Here is a 16,612-nt window from a genome sequence, read left to right on the forward strand (position 1 = left end):
CCAACCTCAGCCGTGCCTACCTCATCGGCGCCAACCTCAGCCGTGCCTACCTTATCGGTGCCAACCTTAGCCGTGCCGACCTCAGCCGTGCCGACCTCAGCGGTGCCAACCTCAGCGGTGCCAACCTCAGCGGTGCCGACCTCATCGGTGCCAACCTCAGCCGTGCCAACCTCAGCCGTGCCAACCTCAGCCGTGCCAACCTTAGCCGTGCCGACCTCATCGGTGCCAACCTCAGCCGTGCCTACCTCAGCCGTGCCAACCTCAGCCGTGCCAACCTTGAAGCACTTGTATGGAACAGTGACACAAAATGGCTCAATGCAATAGGGCTGCATGAAGCAGTAAACGTATCTCCAGAGTTAGCCCAAGACAAAGCTTTTGGGGCTGTGGTTGCCTTGAGTCAGGGCATCAGTTGGGTGAGAGAAGGCAAAATTAAAGAAGCACAGGAAGCTTTCAAGCAAGCCCAAATATTTGACCCTGGTTTGAGAAACTCTGCTGAATTTCAAAATAGGATTTGCTGGGTTGGCTGTTTACACGGTTATGCTCAAGGTGTTTTCAAAATCTGTGAAAAAGCTGTTACCTTAGACCCTGACAATAAAAACTATCAAGACAGTCGAGGGCTGGCTAGAGTTTTAACTGGCGACTTGGCAGGGGCATTAGAAGACTTTCAGGCTGCTGTAGACAGTGGCGCACTTGATTACTCAAATGATGTGAAGCAGCGACGGTTACGCTGGATAGAAGCACTGAAGTCAGGAAATAATCCCCTCACGCCAGAGGAATTGGAGGAGTTGCGGGAAACTGAGGATTCGGCTAATTCGTAATTCGGGGGTAGTCTCATGCAAAGACGTAAAGATAAGATGCTATGCCGATGATCGCACTTTCTGCCAAAATCTCTGTCACTTGGCGATGCCTGCGGTGAGCTTGGCTAACGCGCATAATAAAACCATCCCCTTTATTTCACTCACTTATGGCGATCGCAACTCAACCCCAACTAACTTTAGAAGAGTTCCTCAAACTGCCAGAAACTGAGCCAGCATCAGATTTTATCAACGGGGAAATCATTCAAAAACCCATGCCCCAAGGTGAACATAGCCTACTGCGGGGAGAATCTTGTCATGTCATCAATCAGATAACCGAAAGGCAAAAAATTGCTTTGGCTTTACCCGAACTACGCTGTACTTTTGGTGGCGCTGCGATCGTCCCTGATGTGTCTGTGTTTCGCTGGGATAGAATTCCTAAAACTCCATCTGGCAGAATTGTTAATCGCTTTGAAATTCATCCCGACTGGGCAATTGAAATTCTTTCCCCAGACCAAAGGTTAAAAAAAGTGTTGAGTAAGTTATTGCATTGTTCGCGCAATGGTACTGAACTCGGCTGGTTAATCAACCCAGAAGACGAAAGTGTGCTGGGGATTTTTCCTGGACAGCGAGTGGAATTATACGAAGGTGCTGATAAATTACCCATTCTTGAGGGTATCGAATTGGAACTGACTGTTGAACAAGTTTTTGGCTGGTTGAGTTTGACGTAAAAAAGCGTTCCGTAAAGTTGCTGGATTCTGACTTTTCAGGTCATCTGGAAAGATCCACGAAAAACCTAACCCCCTTCCCGTTGCAGTCAGGGAAAAATTCAAAGTCTCTAACGATGGATGAAGCTTGGCAATGCAAATCCATACAGTGGTGAGTCAAGGAGGTAGTAATCTCTCTGGCGGACAACGACAACGGCTGTTGATTGCGAGGGCGTTGGCGTTCAAACCCAGGATTTTGCTATTTGATGAAGCGACTAGTGCCTTAGATAATAGAACCCAGGCAATTGTCAGTCAAAGCTTAGAGCAGTTAGTGAGGAGAATTGCGATCGCTCATCGCCTTAGTACCATCCAAAACGCTGACCGAATTTACGTACTTCAAGCTGGCAAGATAGTACAGCAAGGTAGTTTCACTGATTTGGCAAATCAGCCAGGGTTGTTTGCCCAACTCATGTTCAGACAGATTCTTTAGCGATTTCTAGTCGCCGGGTGCTTACAACTGTGGAAGTTTCAAAATATATATGTAAACTTTAATCACAAAGTTATTTATTATGCCAAAAGCAATTTAAAACCGCACAGTTTTAGCCCAGAACGATAATACCGTAGTTGTTGAAAACAACCATTATTTCCCTACTGACACAATTAGCAAAGAATACTTTCAAGATAGTAACAATTGTCTCAACTAAAGGGTGCATTAGGCTTAACGCTGTAACGCACCCAGCCTACTGCTTTGTGTTTACTAGCAAAGCCAGACTAACAGTAAGTATACTACCAGCGATCGCGCTAGTTTCTGGCAATGATTTCAATATCAAGTTAATAAATGTAATAAAAATCTATTTTCTACATTTAATTTTAGGGTTAGATGAATATAAAATCCGATACCTGTGTTGTTTATTGGTTGTTTATTGCTGTACATATTCATTTTTATAAAGGCAACTAACTAGGTCTGTTTAAACAGATATAAATAAAATTTTGACTAGACTTTACGGACACTTTATAGATAATTTAAGCTTAGTTGATATTATTAGATATCTATCCTTTAGCGTGTAAGTTAGAATGCAGCTAGACAACTAAAGCTTGGATACTGTTAATTAATAAAACATAATGTTTATTTCACAACGTGGCATTATCACCTATGCTTACGGAGCATCTTATTATCTCGAAATGGCAAAGTCATTAGCACGTTCTCTACGTCTTCATTCCCCAAACGTTCTGCGTGCTATTGTTACTGATAATGAGAAAGATCAAGATTTACTAGGACTTTATGATTACGTTATAAATATTAAATATGAATACGGTTCTAACGTAAAACAAAAGCTTCATATATATAATTATTCTCCATTTAAATATACACTTTCTATTGATAGTGATTGCATAGCAGTGAGGGATATTAACTTTATTTTTGATGATTTTAAAGGCAGAAGTTTTAGTGTGGCAGGTAATGTATATCTTCAAGCAGGCGATAAAGATAAGTTCATTGATGTAGATGACACACTCAAACGATTTAATCTCACAAAATTACCTAGATTTAATGGAGGTCTCTATTATTTTGAAAAAAACGATACTGCTAAGGCATTTTTTGAAACAGCACTAGAATTGGCAAGGGACTGGAAAAAGCTAGGTATTAGTGAATTTCGTGGTGATGGCCCTAATGATGAACGTATTTTTGGTCTAGCTATGATGCTACACAATCAAAGTATGTTTGAAGATCATGGTCAGATGATGCGAACACCTATCGGTCTTCGTGGTTCTTTTAATATAGATGCGATTACAGGTCAATCTACTTTTAAAAAATACAATCAGGTAGTGTCTCCTGCTCTTGTACACTTTGCCTGCGTTTGGGGAGAACATCCCGTATATCATCGTGAAGTATCAAAGTTAAAAAATCTAGACAAAGGTTTAGCTAACCAGGTCAAGTCTAATATATTTTCCGCAATTAAATATAAGTTTGGCTATCAGATTGCTTTCTTAAGGTATATAGCTAAACGTGTACCTAAAAATTCTAAATATATTCAAGCTAGAGTGAAAAAATTTTTGATAGAATTGCCTGAGTTGATTAAAGCTAAATATAGAATTGAGCCAGTTCGGAGCAAATAAAGTTTGGTAAAACTCTGCATTCCTTTGTGCTTAATTTAAATTACTCAAAGGCTGCTTTGGTTACTTTCTGTATAGCTTTAATAGTGTATAATCTGCTGTCTGTGGTTCAGACAGCACTAACAAAGTGCAATAGCGATCGCGCCTCACATCCTTCGCTCCTGACAGGTCCTAGAAATTATATTTTTGTGAAAACGACAAGGATTGTATCTGTGGGTTTATTCTAGAAACTACACGGTACAGCGCAAATTTGTATGTACCACAAAAATCTGTATTGCCGTACTTTTATGGAAAATCAACTAGGATTAATTCTGAAACTGCTTATACTCTCGGCTTTGTTATCAGTATTGATTAAGTATGCAGGGCCAAGTCTACCAATTCCGGCGACAGCAACCAACGCGCTGATTATAGTATTGTTACCGATTGCGATCGTAGCGATCGCTCTCCTGTGGCGATTTCAAGCACAAAAACAAAACTAACTCAAACCATTTACGCACAAGTTCCTAAAATCAGCTAATCTAGCTGAATTACAATAAAATTGCATCTCGCCAACCGTTGGGAGTTAGCCTGTGAACCTGGGTCAATGGATCGGCTTAATCGCCATACTTCTTTGTTTATACATCCTGTGGCAAATTCGGGAAGTGCTTTTGCTGATGTTTGCCGCAGTTGTGTTAGCCACCACCTTAAATCGCCTAGCTAAACGCTTTCAAAGATTTGGGATGAGGCGTGGATTCGCCGTCCTCCTAGCAGTAGCTATCTTTTTCGCAGGTGTCGTGGGTTTTTTCTGGCTAATTGTGCCGCCATTTGCCCAGCAGTTTCAAGAACTAACCTATCAAGTTCCTAAAGGGTTTGGACGCTTTAATAGTTGGCTTGATGCCCTGAGAACTCGTATTCCTGACCAGTTAGTTCCTTATATCCCAGATATCAATAGTCTCATCCAACAAGTACAGCCCTTCGCCAATCGGCTATTGGGAAACTCCTTTGCTTTTGTATCTGGTTCTTTAGAAGTCGTCCTCAAGATTTTGCTAGTGTTGGTTTTAACAGGAATGATGTTAGCCGACCCCATAGCTTATCGCAAAGTATTTGTGCGGCTTTTCCCCTCATTTTATCGGCGGCGGGTAGATGGGATTTTAGATAAATGTGAAGTCTCTTTGGAGGGATGGATTACAGGCGCTTTCATTGCCATCTTTGTAGTGGGGGTGATGAGTCTGATTGGCTTATCAATTTTGCATGTCAAGGCAGCACTTGCTTTAGCGGTTTTAGCGGGATTTTTTAACTTGATTCCCAATTTGGGACCAACATTGAGTGTAATCCCAGCAATGGCGATCGCCTTCTTGGATGAACCTTGGAAAGCGATCGCTGTTTTGATTCTCTACTTTATCATTCAACAGGTTGAGAGTAATTTCATCACGCCCGTTGTCATGGCGCATCAAGTATCATTGCTGCCAGCCATAACCTTAATTGCCCAGCTATTTTTCGTGACTTTCTTTGGCTTTTTAGGGTTATTTCTAGCGCTACCTCTAACTGTTGTCGCTAAAATTTGGTTGCAAGAAGTGTTAATTAAAGATGTTTTGGATGAATGGGGGAATAACAATAGAAAAGAGACTGAGTTTGTGATAGTTTCTGAATCTCCTGGAACAGATGATAATTGGACGGCAGAAAATCCAGATATAAATGAGAATCCCTCGATTGATGATGATATCTTGAAAAAATAAGATTAGTCACTCGGAGTTATATGAAGTCTTGCAAATTTTGAAGCGATTGGGATAATGAGTGCTGGAGTGAAAAAACAATAAGATTCCCAACTTATTAAAAAAGTTGGGAATCTCATATTTTTGAGATAAATAAGTATAGAGTTCAGCTTTTTTGGTGAGTTCAGATTTATAAGCGGCCTGCTTATAGTTCTGAGATACTTGTCTATTGATAAGCAACAAAAAAAACAAAAAAGTTAGAGATACTGCACCAGAAATTTCAACTGTTTTATCATCTGAAAAAAAAATAATAAAGAGTCCAGCAGAGACAAAAGCTGCAAGTAATAAATACTCTATAACCTTCAATTTAAACAGCTTTTTTTCATCTGATGGAGAGGATAAATTTTCAATACTATCAGAAATCTTACTTTGGTTTCTTTGATCAAGATTAGTTAATTCAGAAGTAGTCATTGCCTCTTACTCAATTCGTTATCAGGTCAAATGTAGCAATAAAATCAATAGCAATAAGTAGAATTGCTTTCAGGAGGTAGAAGTCAGAATAAGTTCGCCAGAAAGCAGCTTCTTTTTGCTTAGACATCGCTTCTATTACCGCTCTTAAATAATTTCTCCTTTCTCAAAACTTTTTAGCATCTGTTATTAACTCCCACTTTGCGATTGACTAGTTGGCTTAGAATACTTTACAAAAACCAGAAATGTTTCTTTCGGTTGACGTAAAATTATTTAAGTTCAGTAAGTCAACTTAATCATAACCATACATTTAAAGGCTTTGTTTATAGTAATTTTACGTAGAATATTTTTTTTGGATACATGCAGCTTGTTTGCCCCAAAAAATATATCATTTTAATTTTGCAATACTTGAATTGTTTTTTGGAATTTTATCCTTATTCGGGGTGTTAAGCTGTCGCGCAGAGATTGGCGATAAGTATTTCGAGATGAAATTATCCAAAGGTCTGGATCATCTGCGCTTACAAGGAGCAATGAAAATTTCTTTTCCCTACTGCTTAGTACAGATGCGATTAATCGCGTCTTTGCCCATTCCCCACTCACCAGGAAGCGTAAGCACTGATAAGATGCGAACAATTGCCGAAATTAACGAGAAAATTAAGCGCCAACGTGCAGTGGTGTTGACAACTGAAGAATTAAAAGCACGAGTTGTAGAAATCGGTGTTACTAAAGCTACTAAAGAAGTTGACGTAATTACCACTGGTACTTTTGAGCCGATGGAATCAAGTGGTGCAATTATCAATCTGGGACATACTGACCCTCCGATAAAAATTCGCCGTTGTTGGTTAGATGGCGTGCCAGCATACTCTGGTTTTGGGGCAGTAGATTTATATTTGGGTGCAAGTTGTGCTGTAGAGACGACAGATGGGGAAGAAATGCGAGAACGTGGTGGCGGTCATGTAATCGAAGATTTAATCGCTGGTAAATCTATACAAGTAAAAGCGCAAGGACAAGTAACAGATTGTTACCCCAGAGCAAATTTTGAAACTACAATTACCAGTGACACAATTAATCAGTTTTATTTATTCAATCCGCGCAATCTTTATCAAAATTTTATTGTTGGTGTAAATGGTGGCGATCGCCCCCTCTTCACCTATCTCGGCCCTTTACAACCGCGTCTGGGGAATGCTGTTTATTCTAACCCCGGTGCTATTTCCCCCTTACTCAACGACCCCGATTTGCAACTTGTTGGTATAGGTACTCGAATTTTTTTAGGCGGTGGTGTTGGATATGTCGCCTGGGAAGGCACTCAGCACTTCCCCTTACAAAAGCGTTTAGCTAATCGTACACCGATTGGGCCTTCTGCCACTTTAGCTTTAATTGGTGATGCCAAGCAAATGGATGCTCATTGGGTGCGGGGGTGTTACTTCAAAAGTTATGGCCCCTCATTAATGTTAGGGGTTGGTGTACCACTACCTGTATTAAACGAACAAGTAATTGAACACTGTGCCGTCCAAGATCAAGACTTAGTAGCCCCAATAGTAGATTTTTCCATTCCCCGGCGCGTCCGTCCCACCTTTGGTTTGGTGAGTTACGCCCAACTGAAATCTGGGCGGATCAGCATAGAGGGCAAAGCAGTACGCTCTGCCCCCTTAGCGAGTTTGTTTTTTTCTAGGCAAGTCGCTCTAGAGTTGAAAAAGTGGATCGAAGCAGGTACGTTTACCCTCACAGAACCAGTTTCTCCAATTCCGATGGAGCGATCTTTCCTACCCCAAGACCGTCGGACGGATTTTTGATTGGGGGAGCAGAGGGTAGAGGAGAAGAAGTAGCAGTAAGTCTTTCCCCTCTGCCCCTCCGCACCTCTGCCTCTTGTGCCCCATTCCCTACTCTTGAGTCGGCTTCGGTCGCTTGATGGGTTTAGGAGCAGGTGTTCTTGGTATAGGTTTTGACACCACTGAGGTGTCGCCGCCTGTACTTGTTTTCTTGATAGGACGAGGGGTTTCGCCAGTGCGTCTGGGGGGAAATGGTTTTCTACCACCAGCACCACCAATGCCAGCACGAGGCCCACCTTTAAATGGTGGTTTGCGTTTTTTGGGCAAATCAGCGATCGCCTCAGCTTTTTCTACTACTAAAACGTCTGCTTCCCGCTTGGCTTGGAAGTCCCAGAATTTACCCACTGCTTTGGTGGTTAGCACACCCCTCAATTTCAATTTAAAATACTTGGGTTTGTCAGTTGATTTGCGTGGAGCCTGCCTAATTTTAACTACCAAGCTTTTAGCATCAAAAGATTGGTATACTACTTCACCACGAACAGAAAAACCACCATCTGCAACTTCTGATGAAGGTCTGGGGGCAGTTGTATTTAGTTCAGAGTTCTCGGATAAGCCATCATCGAGTGTCTCTAACTCTTGCAACTCAAAATCCGATTCGTCCTCATCTGTTAAGTTTTTAGCCAGATTTTCTGGCTCCCAAACTCCGACGATTTGGATGTGCAAGGTATCATTTTCTTGTCTGGTACGTGGATATACTACCCACAAGTGTTCTTTTTCTAAGTCTAGATGATTCTTGACTAAGCTCATAATCCGGCCTAGGAGGACGGCGTTGAGTTCTACACCATCTGCGGTCAGCAGCGTACCTTGAGTAAATTGTTCGCTGCTAGCATGATAGCGACCCCGGACTAACCCGATCGCTCGATACTGCATCGGTTCACTGGGAGGCGGAATCGGTTGCTGGCGATTAATCAAGTTCCCATTTGAGTCAGTCTCGCTGGGGTTGACAGGCAAATTGTCAACTTCTTTAGAGGACTGGGCTGCTATATGAACATTAGCGGCTGCCTCTACGTTAGTTGGGCCCTGGTTAGAGGCAGGAGAATTGGAAGATTCAGGCAACGGCATCAGGTCGGAATTCATAAAAACTCCTTGCGGCGGAGACACATCCCATTGTGGGATTTTACAAAGGCAGCTGGAAAGAGCATTTGTGCGACTGATGAAAGTATATTGGCTTTTCACAAAATCACACTAGGGTACTCTATACAATCCTAAAGGCGCTAAATTTAATGTATAAACACTAAATGTCTAATTTAGCGGCTTTACACTAGTTTCGGAAGCATATCATAGCTACAATTCTGACGGCTCCTCCTAAAGTCATCACTTACTTTAGCAGTGTGGATAGTTAATTGTTATAAAATTCACAGGCAATTGGCGGTATTCCGCAAAGTTTTGGAAATTTTTAACTTTACGATTTGTGTAAATGATAATGTCATTAAAGTTCAGGAGAAAGACAAAACTGTGTCTCAACCGCGCAATCGTTGGATAGTTCAAGTCGTCTTAGCGGTGGCAATTCTTGCTTTTGTGGGTGTTTCGGTGATTCCCATAATTGGAGCATTTAATAATACGCCACCCTCAAGTCAGAATACTGCTAACACCAGAGGTAGTTTGCCCTCCGCTGACCAAAAATCAAAACTGGAAGACGAAGTACGGGGTTATGAACAGGTTTTGCAAAGGGAACCAGAAAATCAGACTGCGCTTAAGGGTCTGTTACAAGCACGGCTGCAATTACTGAGTCAAAAAGATAAAAGCGAGGTCAAACCAGCTGATATCCAAGTTGTCATTGAACCCCTAGAAAAGCTAGCCAAGCTGAATCCCGAACAGTCAGAATATTCAGTGTTACTAGCTCAAGCCAAACAGCAAATTGGCGATCGCGAAGGAGCCGCTCAAGCTTATCGCTCGATTTTATCTACGAAACCAGGTGATTTGAAGGCTTTGCAAGGAATGGTGGCTCTATTGATCAGTCAGCAACGCCCCGAAGCAGCCATTGGTTTGTTGCAAGAAACCCTCTCTAACGCAGCCCAAGCAAATACAATTCAGCCTGGAAGTGTAGATATAGTAGCCGTGCAGGTGCTGTTAGGTTCTGTTCATGCTTCCCAGAAACGCTACGCTCAAGCTAGCTCTGTTTATGACCAGGCAATTAAGAAAGATCCCAAGGATTTTCGCCCCGTCGTGGCAAAAGCGATGCTCCTGAAACAACAGGGCAAAGACGCAGATGCAAAACCTTTATTTGATAGTGCCGCAGCTTTAGCACCTGCTAAGTACAGAGACGAAATTAAGAAGGCAGGAACGGTTTCCCCCATTCCTAAATCTGCTTCATCTCCCGTGCCTTCATTGGGAAATACTTCTAAGTAATGGGCATTGAGCATTGGGCATTGGGAATGGGGCATTGGGAAAGAGGAGGCAGGAAGCAGTAGGCAGAAGGCAGAAGTTCTTTAATTTTGGATTTTGAATTGATTTCTCCCCTACTTCTTCTCTTCACGCTCCTTCAATGGCAGCAACAATACCAAAGACTAAAAACAGGCATCCGCCAATCAGGGTGAGTTGACGCTCAGAAATGCGTCCGGCAATCATTTTGCCGCCGATAACTGCGATCGCAGCACAAATGGAATGTCCTAAAATTGCACCTATTGTCACTCCAATGGGGTTATTGCCTGCTGCTAGGGCAATAGTGGCAATTTGGGTGCGATCGCCCCACTCGGCCATAAATGTCAACACAAAGGCTTCTATGACAATTGCTAAGGAAGTCTTTTGCTTTGGTAACTGTAAATCTGCTTGTTTCACCGCAGCCTCAGCTTCTTCTACAACTTCTGTATCACAAGCAGCAGCTGACATTTTACTAGCATCATATAACAGCTTGATACCAAAGGCTATAAATAAAGCTATTTCAGCGTAATGAATATAAACTTTTGGCAACAAAGATACTGCTTGTCCAAATATCACCGAAAGGATTGTCATCGCGGCTAGAGCAGCTGTCACACCTATAAATACCAGCCGCCGCGGGTGGTGCATTGCCAAAATTACAGCAATAAAAAATGTTTTATCACCTAGTTCTGAAACTGTAATTAGTAATAAACCTGCGGTAAAAGCTGTTAACACTCTCTCAAGCTCCTGAAGAATCGTTTACCGATGTGAAGCTTGATGAGAGCCAAAAGACCTCACCAAGTTTACACTTTTCGGTGTGAACTTAGTGAAGGTCTCGCTTTCAAATATTGATTACTTGCCACCTGAACCAGGCTCATCGCCAGTATGTTGATTCAGATGTACTGGCTTTTATGTTTTTTGCCAGCAGCTACTCCCCTTCTATGCGATCAGAATTATACATATTTTTCATGTATAAGTCAAGGTAGTAGGGAATGGAGAAGTATAACTTTAGACTGAAACAGCATATACAGAACGATTCAGTGCTTACTGAGGTAAAAACTCATCATCTGTGACTTCTGCTAGCTGGTATGGACAGTTCAGAGGAAAGGATTCCATTGACAAGCCAGTTTCAGCTTTTGCTTGCTTAACTGCTTGTGCATAACACTCAGCAAAAACTATCTCAAGATAGGATTTGAGACTAGGTGAATCATCTAGAGCTTCTTTGACGCATCTACGATGTTCAATGATGCTTCCTTCCCAGCTACCACTTCTTTTGTCAGGCTGAAATTGCCATTTGAGCAAATGCATCAGAATTACAATCAGATTACTCTTGAGACTTCGGCGCTCACTCCTTCCCATATCGGCAATTTCTTCAATTAGGTTCTCCCATTCAACGTTTGCGTAATCCTGACTTTGCAATTTTTCTACAGTCGTTTCTATCCATTGCAAGTAATCAGTCTCATATAGGGTTTGGGAATGCGCCTTTAGGGAAGACATAGCAGTTTCCATCAGAAATCTTTAGATGATATCTCACATATCTTTATAATTAACATTAGTGCGTTAAGATGTAACGCACCCTATGGACTAAAGTAATTGCCAATTGTCTAACTAATCAACTTTAAGCTTTGCTAATATCTCTAGGCGTTTTAGATAATTCTTCATGTGTTCAGCACTGTGTATTGGAACACAACCATTGTTGTATAGATAAATTGTGTCTGTATTTGAATCACCTTTGTAAGAAAGTTTTGCTGCTGTTGCTGAACCTATACCTTTCAATTTCACGCAAATAGGATACTCTTCATACTTAATGTGTTCCCTGGTCTTAAAACCAACTGGCTTGTATTCCCCATTAAGCACTACGTATCTTCCATCAGGTTGTTTTTCACTGCAATAAGGAAGAAATACTGCTCTGAAATCATTAAGCGCCATATCATTTTCTTTGTCTACAACTTTACTAAAGTCAGAGGTGACGTAATAATCACCTCAACCATTACTTACTTACCTGCACATAATACTAATTAATTCAAAAAAATGAATCTATGAATCATGCACAAGGGTAACGCCACCTCCTGTATCATCAGGCAAGTCCAACCAACTTGGCGCTTAGTTCCCACACGCGATCGCCTTTTTCGTCATCACGGGCTTGAGGAGAGACTTTTTGCACAAAAGACTTGCCATCTTTTTTCTGGCGATTTCCCCAACTCCAATAAACACCGGATTGATTATACTCAGGATCGGCAACCACCGCAGCAACCCGTTCTCCCGCCAACTCCTGAGACACATATCCCCCAGTAATATACTTCTGGAATAATGGGAAGATTTTCTGAAACAGGGGATAGTGGTTTCTAAATAGCGGCGTTTCTGCAACACATCCCGGATAAAGAGAATTGAAGACGATACCGGTTGACTCGTGATAGCGCTCATGCAGTTCCCGCATAGTTAGCACGTTGCAAACCTTGCTGTCCTTGTAAGCTTTGACTGGTTCAAATTTCTTACCATCAATCATTGCGATCGGCTCTTTAAACCCTTCTGCAAAGCCTTGCAAATCGCCCAAGTCGGGACGCGGTGGAATCTTTCCGCCCAGTTCGTCTGGATTGTGCGTGACTGTTCCTAAAATTACGAGCCTTGGCTCTAAAAATGACTTCTTCAGATCCTCTAGCATCAGGTTGCACAATAGGAAATGCCCCAGATGATTGGTGGTGACAGTTAACTCGTAACCTTCTGGACTGCGTAAAGGCTCTTTGATTAAGGGCATATAAATTGCAGCGTTGCACACCAAAGCGTCTAAAGACTTTCCAGTGGCTCGGAAGTTCTTCACAAACTGTCGAACACTTTCCAAGGAGCCAAGGTCAATATGTATGCTGGTATAACTGTTGTAGGGGATTTCCACAGCTTGAGCAGCTTTTTGTGCCTTTGCTAAATCCCGACATGCGAGTACCACATACCATCCTTTATCAGCAAGAGCTTTTGCAGCATATAAACCCACCCCCGAAGAGGCACCCGTAATTACAACCGTTGGTTTCTGATGTTGTTCCATTCTGTTCAGCGTGCATTGACTGTCTCTAGGATCTCATACCAGTGAGCCATGATTGTCATCAGCTTTTTCAAGGCTGCATTAGGCTGAACTAACCTCGTACTCCAAATAACAGAGACTAATCGTCAATAAAAAAGTATATATTTATACAAAAAATGCTAAAAAAATATAATTACAATAATATTTGCGATCTACTAATAGAGTTTAAAATTATATCAATACAATCTTAAATTTTTCTGCTTTCAAGTATTTTTTCAGATGTATATTATTATTACTGGGCCAAAAATTATATAGCGTTTCCTAATCATATAAGGTATATCATAGTCACCTTCTCGCTTGGGGGGAGGTGGTTGGAGTGGGGTTATTATACCTCACCCAACCGAGAACCGCTATAAGTAAATTGCCTAGCTGTTTAACAATTTATACACTGTGGATAAGCTTCTACAATCTGTAAAAAAAATTCTCCAAGACAAGCCTCTCGATTCAATTCAGTGGTTTGTGCTTTATCAATCGTGGTTAGGCAAAACTTACAGTGAAATGGCAGAGGTATCAGGCTACGGCAACAATTACATCAAGGAAGTTGGTTCTGAGTTGTGGCAAGACCTTTCTATAGCACTTGGAAAAAGAATAACGAAAAAAAATCTGCATTTAGCCTTGAATAACCACTTGCAAGACGAGATAGGTAATCAGGAAAATCAGATCCAACAAAAGTTCGGTGAAGAATTTAGCTTAGAAATGATTTCTTCAGACTTTTTTTTAGCAAGCAAGATAGAATTTCCTAGCGGCCCTGTAGCACTAGGTTCTCCTCTTTACATCAATCGCCCTTCCTTGGAAGAACTTGTTTGTAATGAGATTTTACACCCTGGTTGCTTAATCAGGCTCAAAGCACCTAGAAAGATGGGAAAAAGTTCCCTGCTCAATCGGATGATTGCTTATGCTAGAGAGCAAGATTATCAAATTGTCTATTTGGACTTTCAAGAAGCTGACCAAGACGTTTTTGCTTCCCTGGATAAATTTTTGCGTTGGTTTTGTGTGAATGTTAGTAGGCAGTTAAATCTCCTTCCTTGTCTAGATGATTTTTGGGATATGGAAATGGGTAGCAAGGTAAGCTGCAAAATCTATTTTGAAGCTTATCTGTTGCAATACATTGATGATAGTCCTGTAGTTTTGGCTTTGAATGAAGTCCATCGGATTTTTGAACATCCCAATATTGCCCAAGACTTTCTGCCAATGCTGCGATTTTGGCATGAACAAGCAAAGCAAGATCAGACTTGGCAAAAATTGCGGATGGTAGTGGTTCACACAACAGAAATTTATATTCCGCTTAAGCTCAACCAATCGCCTTTCAATGTAGGGATAACAATTACACTGCCACCATTTACCCTTAAGGAGGTACAGAATTTAGCATTACGTTACGGACTAGATTGGGCAGGAAACTCGGAAGGGACAAAACGCCTTGTACCCCTACAAGCAATGGTAGGAGGACATCCCTATCTGGTGAGCCTTGCATTTTATCATCTATGTCAGGGAGAAATGACGCTGGAGGTGTTATTAGAAACTGCATCTACACCAGTAGGAATTTATGGTCAGCATTTACGAGAACTGTTGACACTACTGCAAGAAGAACCAGAATTAATGTCAGCTATGCAACAGGTAATTGCAACAGTTCAAAAAGTAGAGTTAGATGCGATCGCTGCTTACAAACTAGAAAGTATGGGTTTAGTTCAACTAAACGGCAATCAAGCTAGTGCCATGTGTGAGTTGTATCGTCTTTATTTTAGTCAACAGTTTGAAAAGCAAAATAGTGCTAATACTTCTAGTAAATTTCCAAGCTAATTTTGAGAGATCATAGTAAGCACTAATGTTTTTACTATAAACCTAATTTCTCATCGAGCTTATAGGAATTTTATCAACTGTAGCAAGACAAATTTCTTGATTGAAATATAGAAAAAATTTAAAATTAAAAATTAATTAAATGAAAAATTATCGATACCAAGTTGGTGGTACTCTTACTAATGATGCTCCTAGCTATGTTGAGCGCAGAGCGGATGTGGAACTTTACGAAGCATTGAAACAGGGTGAATTTTGCTACATCCTAAGCTGTAGGCAAATGGGTAAATCCTCACTTATGGTAAAAACAAAGCACCGCTTGCAAAAAGAGGGCTTTAGATGTGCCACTGTTGATATGACTAATATTGGGTGTGAAAATATAACTCCAGAGCAGTGGTATAAAGGAATTGTTGGTGACTTATGGTTGAGTTTTAAACTATTAGGAAAAGTCAATTTAAAAACCTGGTGGCAAGAACAAAACGATCTTTCCTTGATTCAGAAAGTCAGTCGGTTTATTTCGGAAGTTTTGTTAGCTCAGTTTCCTAATGAAAAGCTATTTATTTTTATTGATGAAGTTGATAGTATACTCGGCCTCGATTTCTCGGTTGATGACTTTTTTAGCTTGATTCGGTTTTGTTATAACCAACGAGCAATTAATCCAGAGTATCATCGGATTACATTTGCAATTTTTGGGGTTGCTACACCTTCAGACTTAATTATATATCGAAATAATATTACCCCCTTTAATCTTGGTAAAACCATACAAGTAAATGGTTTCACTTTTGAAGAAGCTCAACCACTTTCCTTAGGACTAGATATTAAAGACAATCATCCTCAGAAAGTTTTGAAAGAAGTATTAGCTTGGACAGAAGGGCAACCATTTCTTACTCAAAAACTGTGTCGTTTGCTTGTAAATTTATCTCAAGATGATATGGGTAGAAACCTCAAAATTCCTCCTGGTACAGAAGAATTTTGGATAGAAAATGTGGTGCGATCGCAGATGATTGAGAAATGGGAATCACAAGATGAACCGGAGCATCTGCGGACAATTCGCGATCGCATCCTCAGAAACGAAAAATTTGCCGCCAGATTGCTAGGAATTTATCAACAAATTCTCCAAGGAGTGAAAGTACCAGCCGATGATAGTCGAGAACAGGTAGAATTATTGCTGTCTGGCTTGGTAATCAAAAAACAAGGTTTTCTCCAAATAAAAAACCGAATTTATCAAGAAGTTTTCAATTTAGAATGGGTTGGAAAAAAACTAGCTTACTTGCGTCCTTACTACGAAAACTTCAATGCATGGGTAGCCTTAGAAGAAAAAGATAAATCTCGCCTATTGCGTGGACAAGCGTTGATAGATGCCCAAACTTGGGCAAATGGTAAAAGCTTGAGCAACTTAGATTATCGATTTTTAGCTGCTAGTGAAGAATTAGATCGGCGAGAAGCACAACAGGCATTAGAGGCTGAACGCGCTCAAGAAGTCGAAGCACGACTTGCAGAAGAACAAAAAAGGCTGGCTCAACAAAAGAAAAATGCCACAATAGTGACACTTTTGCTTGTGGGCATGACGATTAAGTTGGTGATTTCTATAGTGTGGGGAATGTCGCTTTTACGAAAGATTGATGCTTTAGAATCACAGAGAAAATGTACCCAGATAGGGCATCAGGGCAAAACATTAACTGCAAATTCTCGGTTAGGTGGATGCTGAGGCGAATTTTCGATTTTAATTTTTGCGTAATTAATTAAAAGTTACATTCTGGGAACAGTAATCTCTATCTGAAGAGAGATG

At 41.0% G+C, this 16,612-nt stretch carries 15 protein-coding genes and 2 pseudogenes; 11 read left to right on the forward strand and 6 right to left on the reverse strand.

The genetic code is table 11. From position 1 onward, the window contains the following. Window positions 1-23 precede the first annotated feature (23 nt). The 7 genes and pseudogenes from V7L12_RS08380 to V7L12_RS08410 form a co-directional block, all read left to right on the forward strand. Window positions 24-233, forward strand: a pseudogene (locus V7L12_RS08380) (pentapeptide repeat-containing protein); the annotation flags it as partial. Window positions 234-383: 150 nt separating this feature from the next. After that, entirely contained in the window at window positions 384-818 is a 435-nt protein-coding gene (locus V7L12_RS08385) for a hypothetical protein (RefSeq protein WP_335083792.1), read from the forward strand. A 146-nt stretch (window positions 819-964) separates the two neighbouring features. Continuing rightward, the gene (locus V7L12_RS08390) at window positions 965-1,525 is read left to right on the forward strand and encodes a Uma2 family endonuclease (protein WP_335083794.1); all 561 of its coding nucleotides are present in this window, start codon (window positions 965-967) and stop codon (window positions 1,523-1,525) included. Window positions 1,526-1,649: 124 nt separating this feature from the next. Then, window positions 1,650-1,991, forward strand: a pseudogene (locus tag V7L12_RS08395) (ATP-binding cassette domain-containing protein); the annotation flags it as partial. Between the two features lie 632 nt (window positions 1,992-2,623). Next, window positions 2,624-3,616 carry a hypothetical protein gene (locus tag V7L12_RS08400; RefSeq protein ID WP_335083796.1) on the forward strand — a complete coding sequence of 331 codons (993 nt, stop codon included), beginning with the start codon at window positions 2,624-2,626 and terminating at the stop codon, window positions 3,614-3,616. A 284-nt stretch (window positions 3,617-3,900) separates the two neighbouring features. After that, window positions 3,901-4,092: a hypothetical protein gene (locus V7L12_RS08405; protein WP_335083798.1), complete on the forward strand. Its 192-nt coding sequence runs from the start codon at window positions 3,901-3,903 to the stop codon at window positions 4,090-4,092. Between the two features lie 90 nt (window positions 4,093-4,182). Then, the gene (locus V7L12_RS08410; protein WP_335083800.1) at window positions 4,183-5,328 is read left to right on the forward strand and encodes an AI-2E family transporter; all 1,146 of its coding nucleotides are present in this window, start codon (window positions 4,183-4,185) and stop codon (window positions 5,326-5,328) included. Window positions 5,329-5,334: 6 nt separating this feature from the next. On the opposite strand, the gene V7L12_RS08415 is transcribed toward V7L12_RS08410, so the two are convergent. Next, window positions 5,335-5,775, reverse strand: coding sequence for a hypothetical protein (locus tag V7L12_RS08415; RefSeq protein ID WP_335083802.1), 441 nt, complete (start codon window positions 5,773-5,775; stop codon window positions 5,335-5,337). 620 nt (window positions 5,776-6,395) lie between these two features. On the opposite strand from V7L12_RS08415, the gene V7L12_RS08420 reads away from it, so the two are divergent. Then, entirely contained in the window at window positions 6,396-7,565 is a 1,170-nt protein-coding gene (locus V7L12_RS08420; RefSeq protein ID WP_334822212.1) for a homocysteine biosynthesis protein, read from the forward strand. Between the two features lie 87 nt (window positions 7,566-7,652). Here the strand turns inward: V7L12_RS08420 and V7L12_RS08425 are convergent, their stop codons facing one another. After that, window positions 7,653-8,678 (reverse strand): hypothetical protein, encoded by a 1,026-nt coding sequence (locus V7L12_RS08425; protein ID WP_335083804.1) that lies wholly within the window; start codon window positions 8,676-8,678, stop codon window positions 7,653-7,655. Between the two features lie 378 nt (window positions 8,679-9,056). Here V7L12_RS08425 and V7L12_RS08430 point away from each other — a divergent pair, with 378 nt between their 5' ends. Continuing rightward, on the forward strand, window positions 9,057-9,950 hold the full coding sequence (locus V7L12_RS08430) for a tetratricopeptide repeat protein (RefSeq protein ID WP_335083806.1): 894 nt from the start codon (window positions 9,057-9,059) through the stop codon (window positions 9,948-9,950). 123 nt (window positions 9,951-10,073) lie between these two features. On the opposite strand, the gene V7L12_RS08435 is transcribed toward V7L12_RS08430, so the two are convergent. The 4 genes from V7L12_RS08435 to V7L12_RS08450 all read right to left on the reverse strand — a co-directional run bounded on the left by V7L12_RS08435 (window position 10,074) and on the right by V7L12_RS08450 (window position 12,996). After that, window positions 10,074-10,694, reverse strand: coding sequence for a TMEM165/GDT1 family protein (locus V7L12_RS08435; protein ID WP_335083808.1), 621 nt, complete (start codon window positions 10,692-10,694; stop codon window positions 10,074-10,076). A gap of 309 nt (window positions 10,695-11,003) precedes the next feature. After that, a complete protein-coding gene (locus V7L12_RS08440; protein WP_335083810.1) occupies window positions 11,004-11,456 on the reverse strand; it encodes a DUF29 domain-containing protein in 453 nt (150 codons plus the stop codon). 111 nt (window positions 11,457-11,567) lie between these two features. Further along, on the reverse strand, window positions 11,568-11,888 hold the full coding sequence (locus V7L12_RS08445) for a hypothetical protein (protein ID WP_335083812.1): 321 nt from the start codon (window positions 11,886-11,888) through the stop codon (window positions 11,568-11,570). A 148-nt stretch (window positions 11,889-12,036) separates the two neighbouring features. Beyond that, on the reverse strand, window positions 12,037-12,996 hold the full coding sequence (locus tag V7L12_RS08450) for a protochlorophyllide reductase (RefSeq protein WP_335083814.1): 960 nt from the start codon (window positions 12,994-12,996) through the stop codon (window positions 12,037-12,039). A 426-nt stretch (window positions 12,997-13,422) separates the two neighbouring features. Between V7L12_RS08450 and V7L12_RS08455 the strand changes: the two genes are divergently transcribed. Then, complete coding sequence (locus V7L12_RS08455; RefSeq protein WP_335083816.1) at window positions 13,423-14,829, forward strand: AAA-like domain-containing protein; 1,407 nt, start codon at window positions 13,423-13,425, stop codon at window positions 14,827-14,829. Window positions 14,830-14,968: 139 nt separating this feature from the next. Beyond that, window positions 14,969-16,531: an AAA-like domain-containing protein gene (locus tag V7L12_RS08460; RefSeq protein ID WP_335083818.1), complete on the forward strand. Its 1,563-nt coding sequence runs from the start codon at window positions 14,969-14,971 to the stop codon at window positions 16,529-16,531. The last annotated feature ends 81 nt before the right edge of the window (window positions 16,532-16,612 follow it).

Origin of the sequence: Nostoc sp., assembly GCF_036918245.1 — a bacterium.
Taxonomy (GTDB): Bacteria; Cyanobacteriota; Cyanobacteriia; order Cyanobacteriales; family Nostocaceae; genus Nostoc.

Coding starts and splice junctions, on each gene's coding strand:
- V7L12_RS08390 (WP_335083794.1), top strand. CDS start 965: ATGGCGATCGCAACTCAACCCCAACTAACTTTAGAAGAGTTCCTCAAA.
- V7L12_RS08400 (WP_335083796.1), top strand. CDS start 2,624: ATGTTTATTTCACAACGTGGCATTATCACCTATGCTTACGGAGCATCT.
- V7L12_RS08405 (WP_335083798.1), top strand. CDS start 3,901: ATGGAAAATCAACTAGGATTAATTCTGAAACTGCTTATACTCTCGGCT.
- V7L12_RS08415 (WP_335083802.1), bottom strand. CDS start 5,775: ATGACTACTTCTGAATTAACTAATCTTGATCAAAGAAACCAAAGTAAG.
- V7L12_RS08420 (WP_334822212.1), top strand. CDS start 6,396: ATGCGAACAATTGCCGAAATTAACGAGAAAATTAAGCGCCAACGTGCA.
- V7L12_RS08425 (WP_335083804.1), bottom strand. CDS start 8,678: ATGAATTCCGACCTGATGCCGTTGCCTGAATCTTCCAATTCTCCTGCC.
- V7L12_RS08440 (WP_335083810.1), bottom strand. CDS start 11,456: ATGTCTTCCCTAAAGGCGCATTCCCAAACCCTATATGAGACTGATTAC.
- V7L12_RS08445 (WP_335083812.1), bottom strand. CDS start 11,888: ATGGCGCTTAATGATTTCAGAGCAGTATTTCTTCCTTATTGCAGTGAA.
- V7L12_RS08450 (WP_335083814.1), bottom strand. CDS start 12,996: ATGGAACAACATCAGAAACCAACGGTTGTAATTACGGGTGCCTCTTCG.
- V7L12_RS08460 (WP_335083818.1), top strand. CDS start 14,969: ATGAAAAATTATCGATACCAAGTTGGTGGTACTCTTACTAATGATGCT.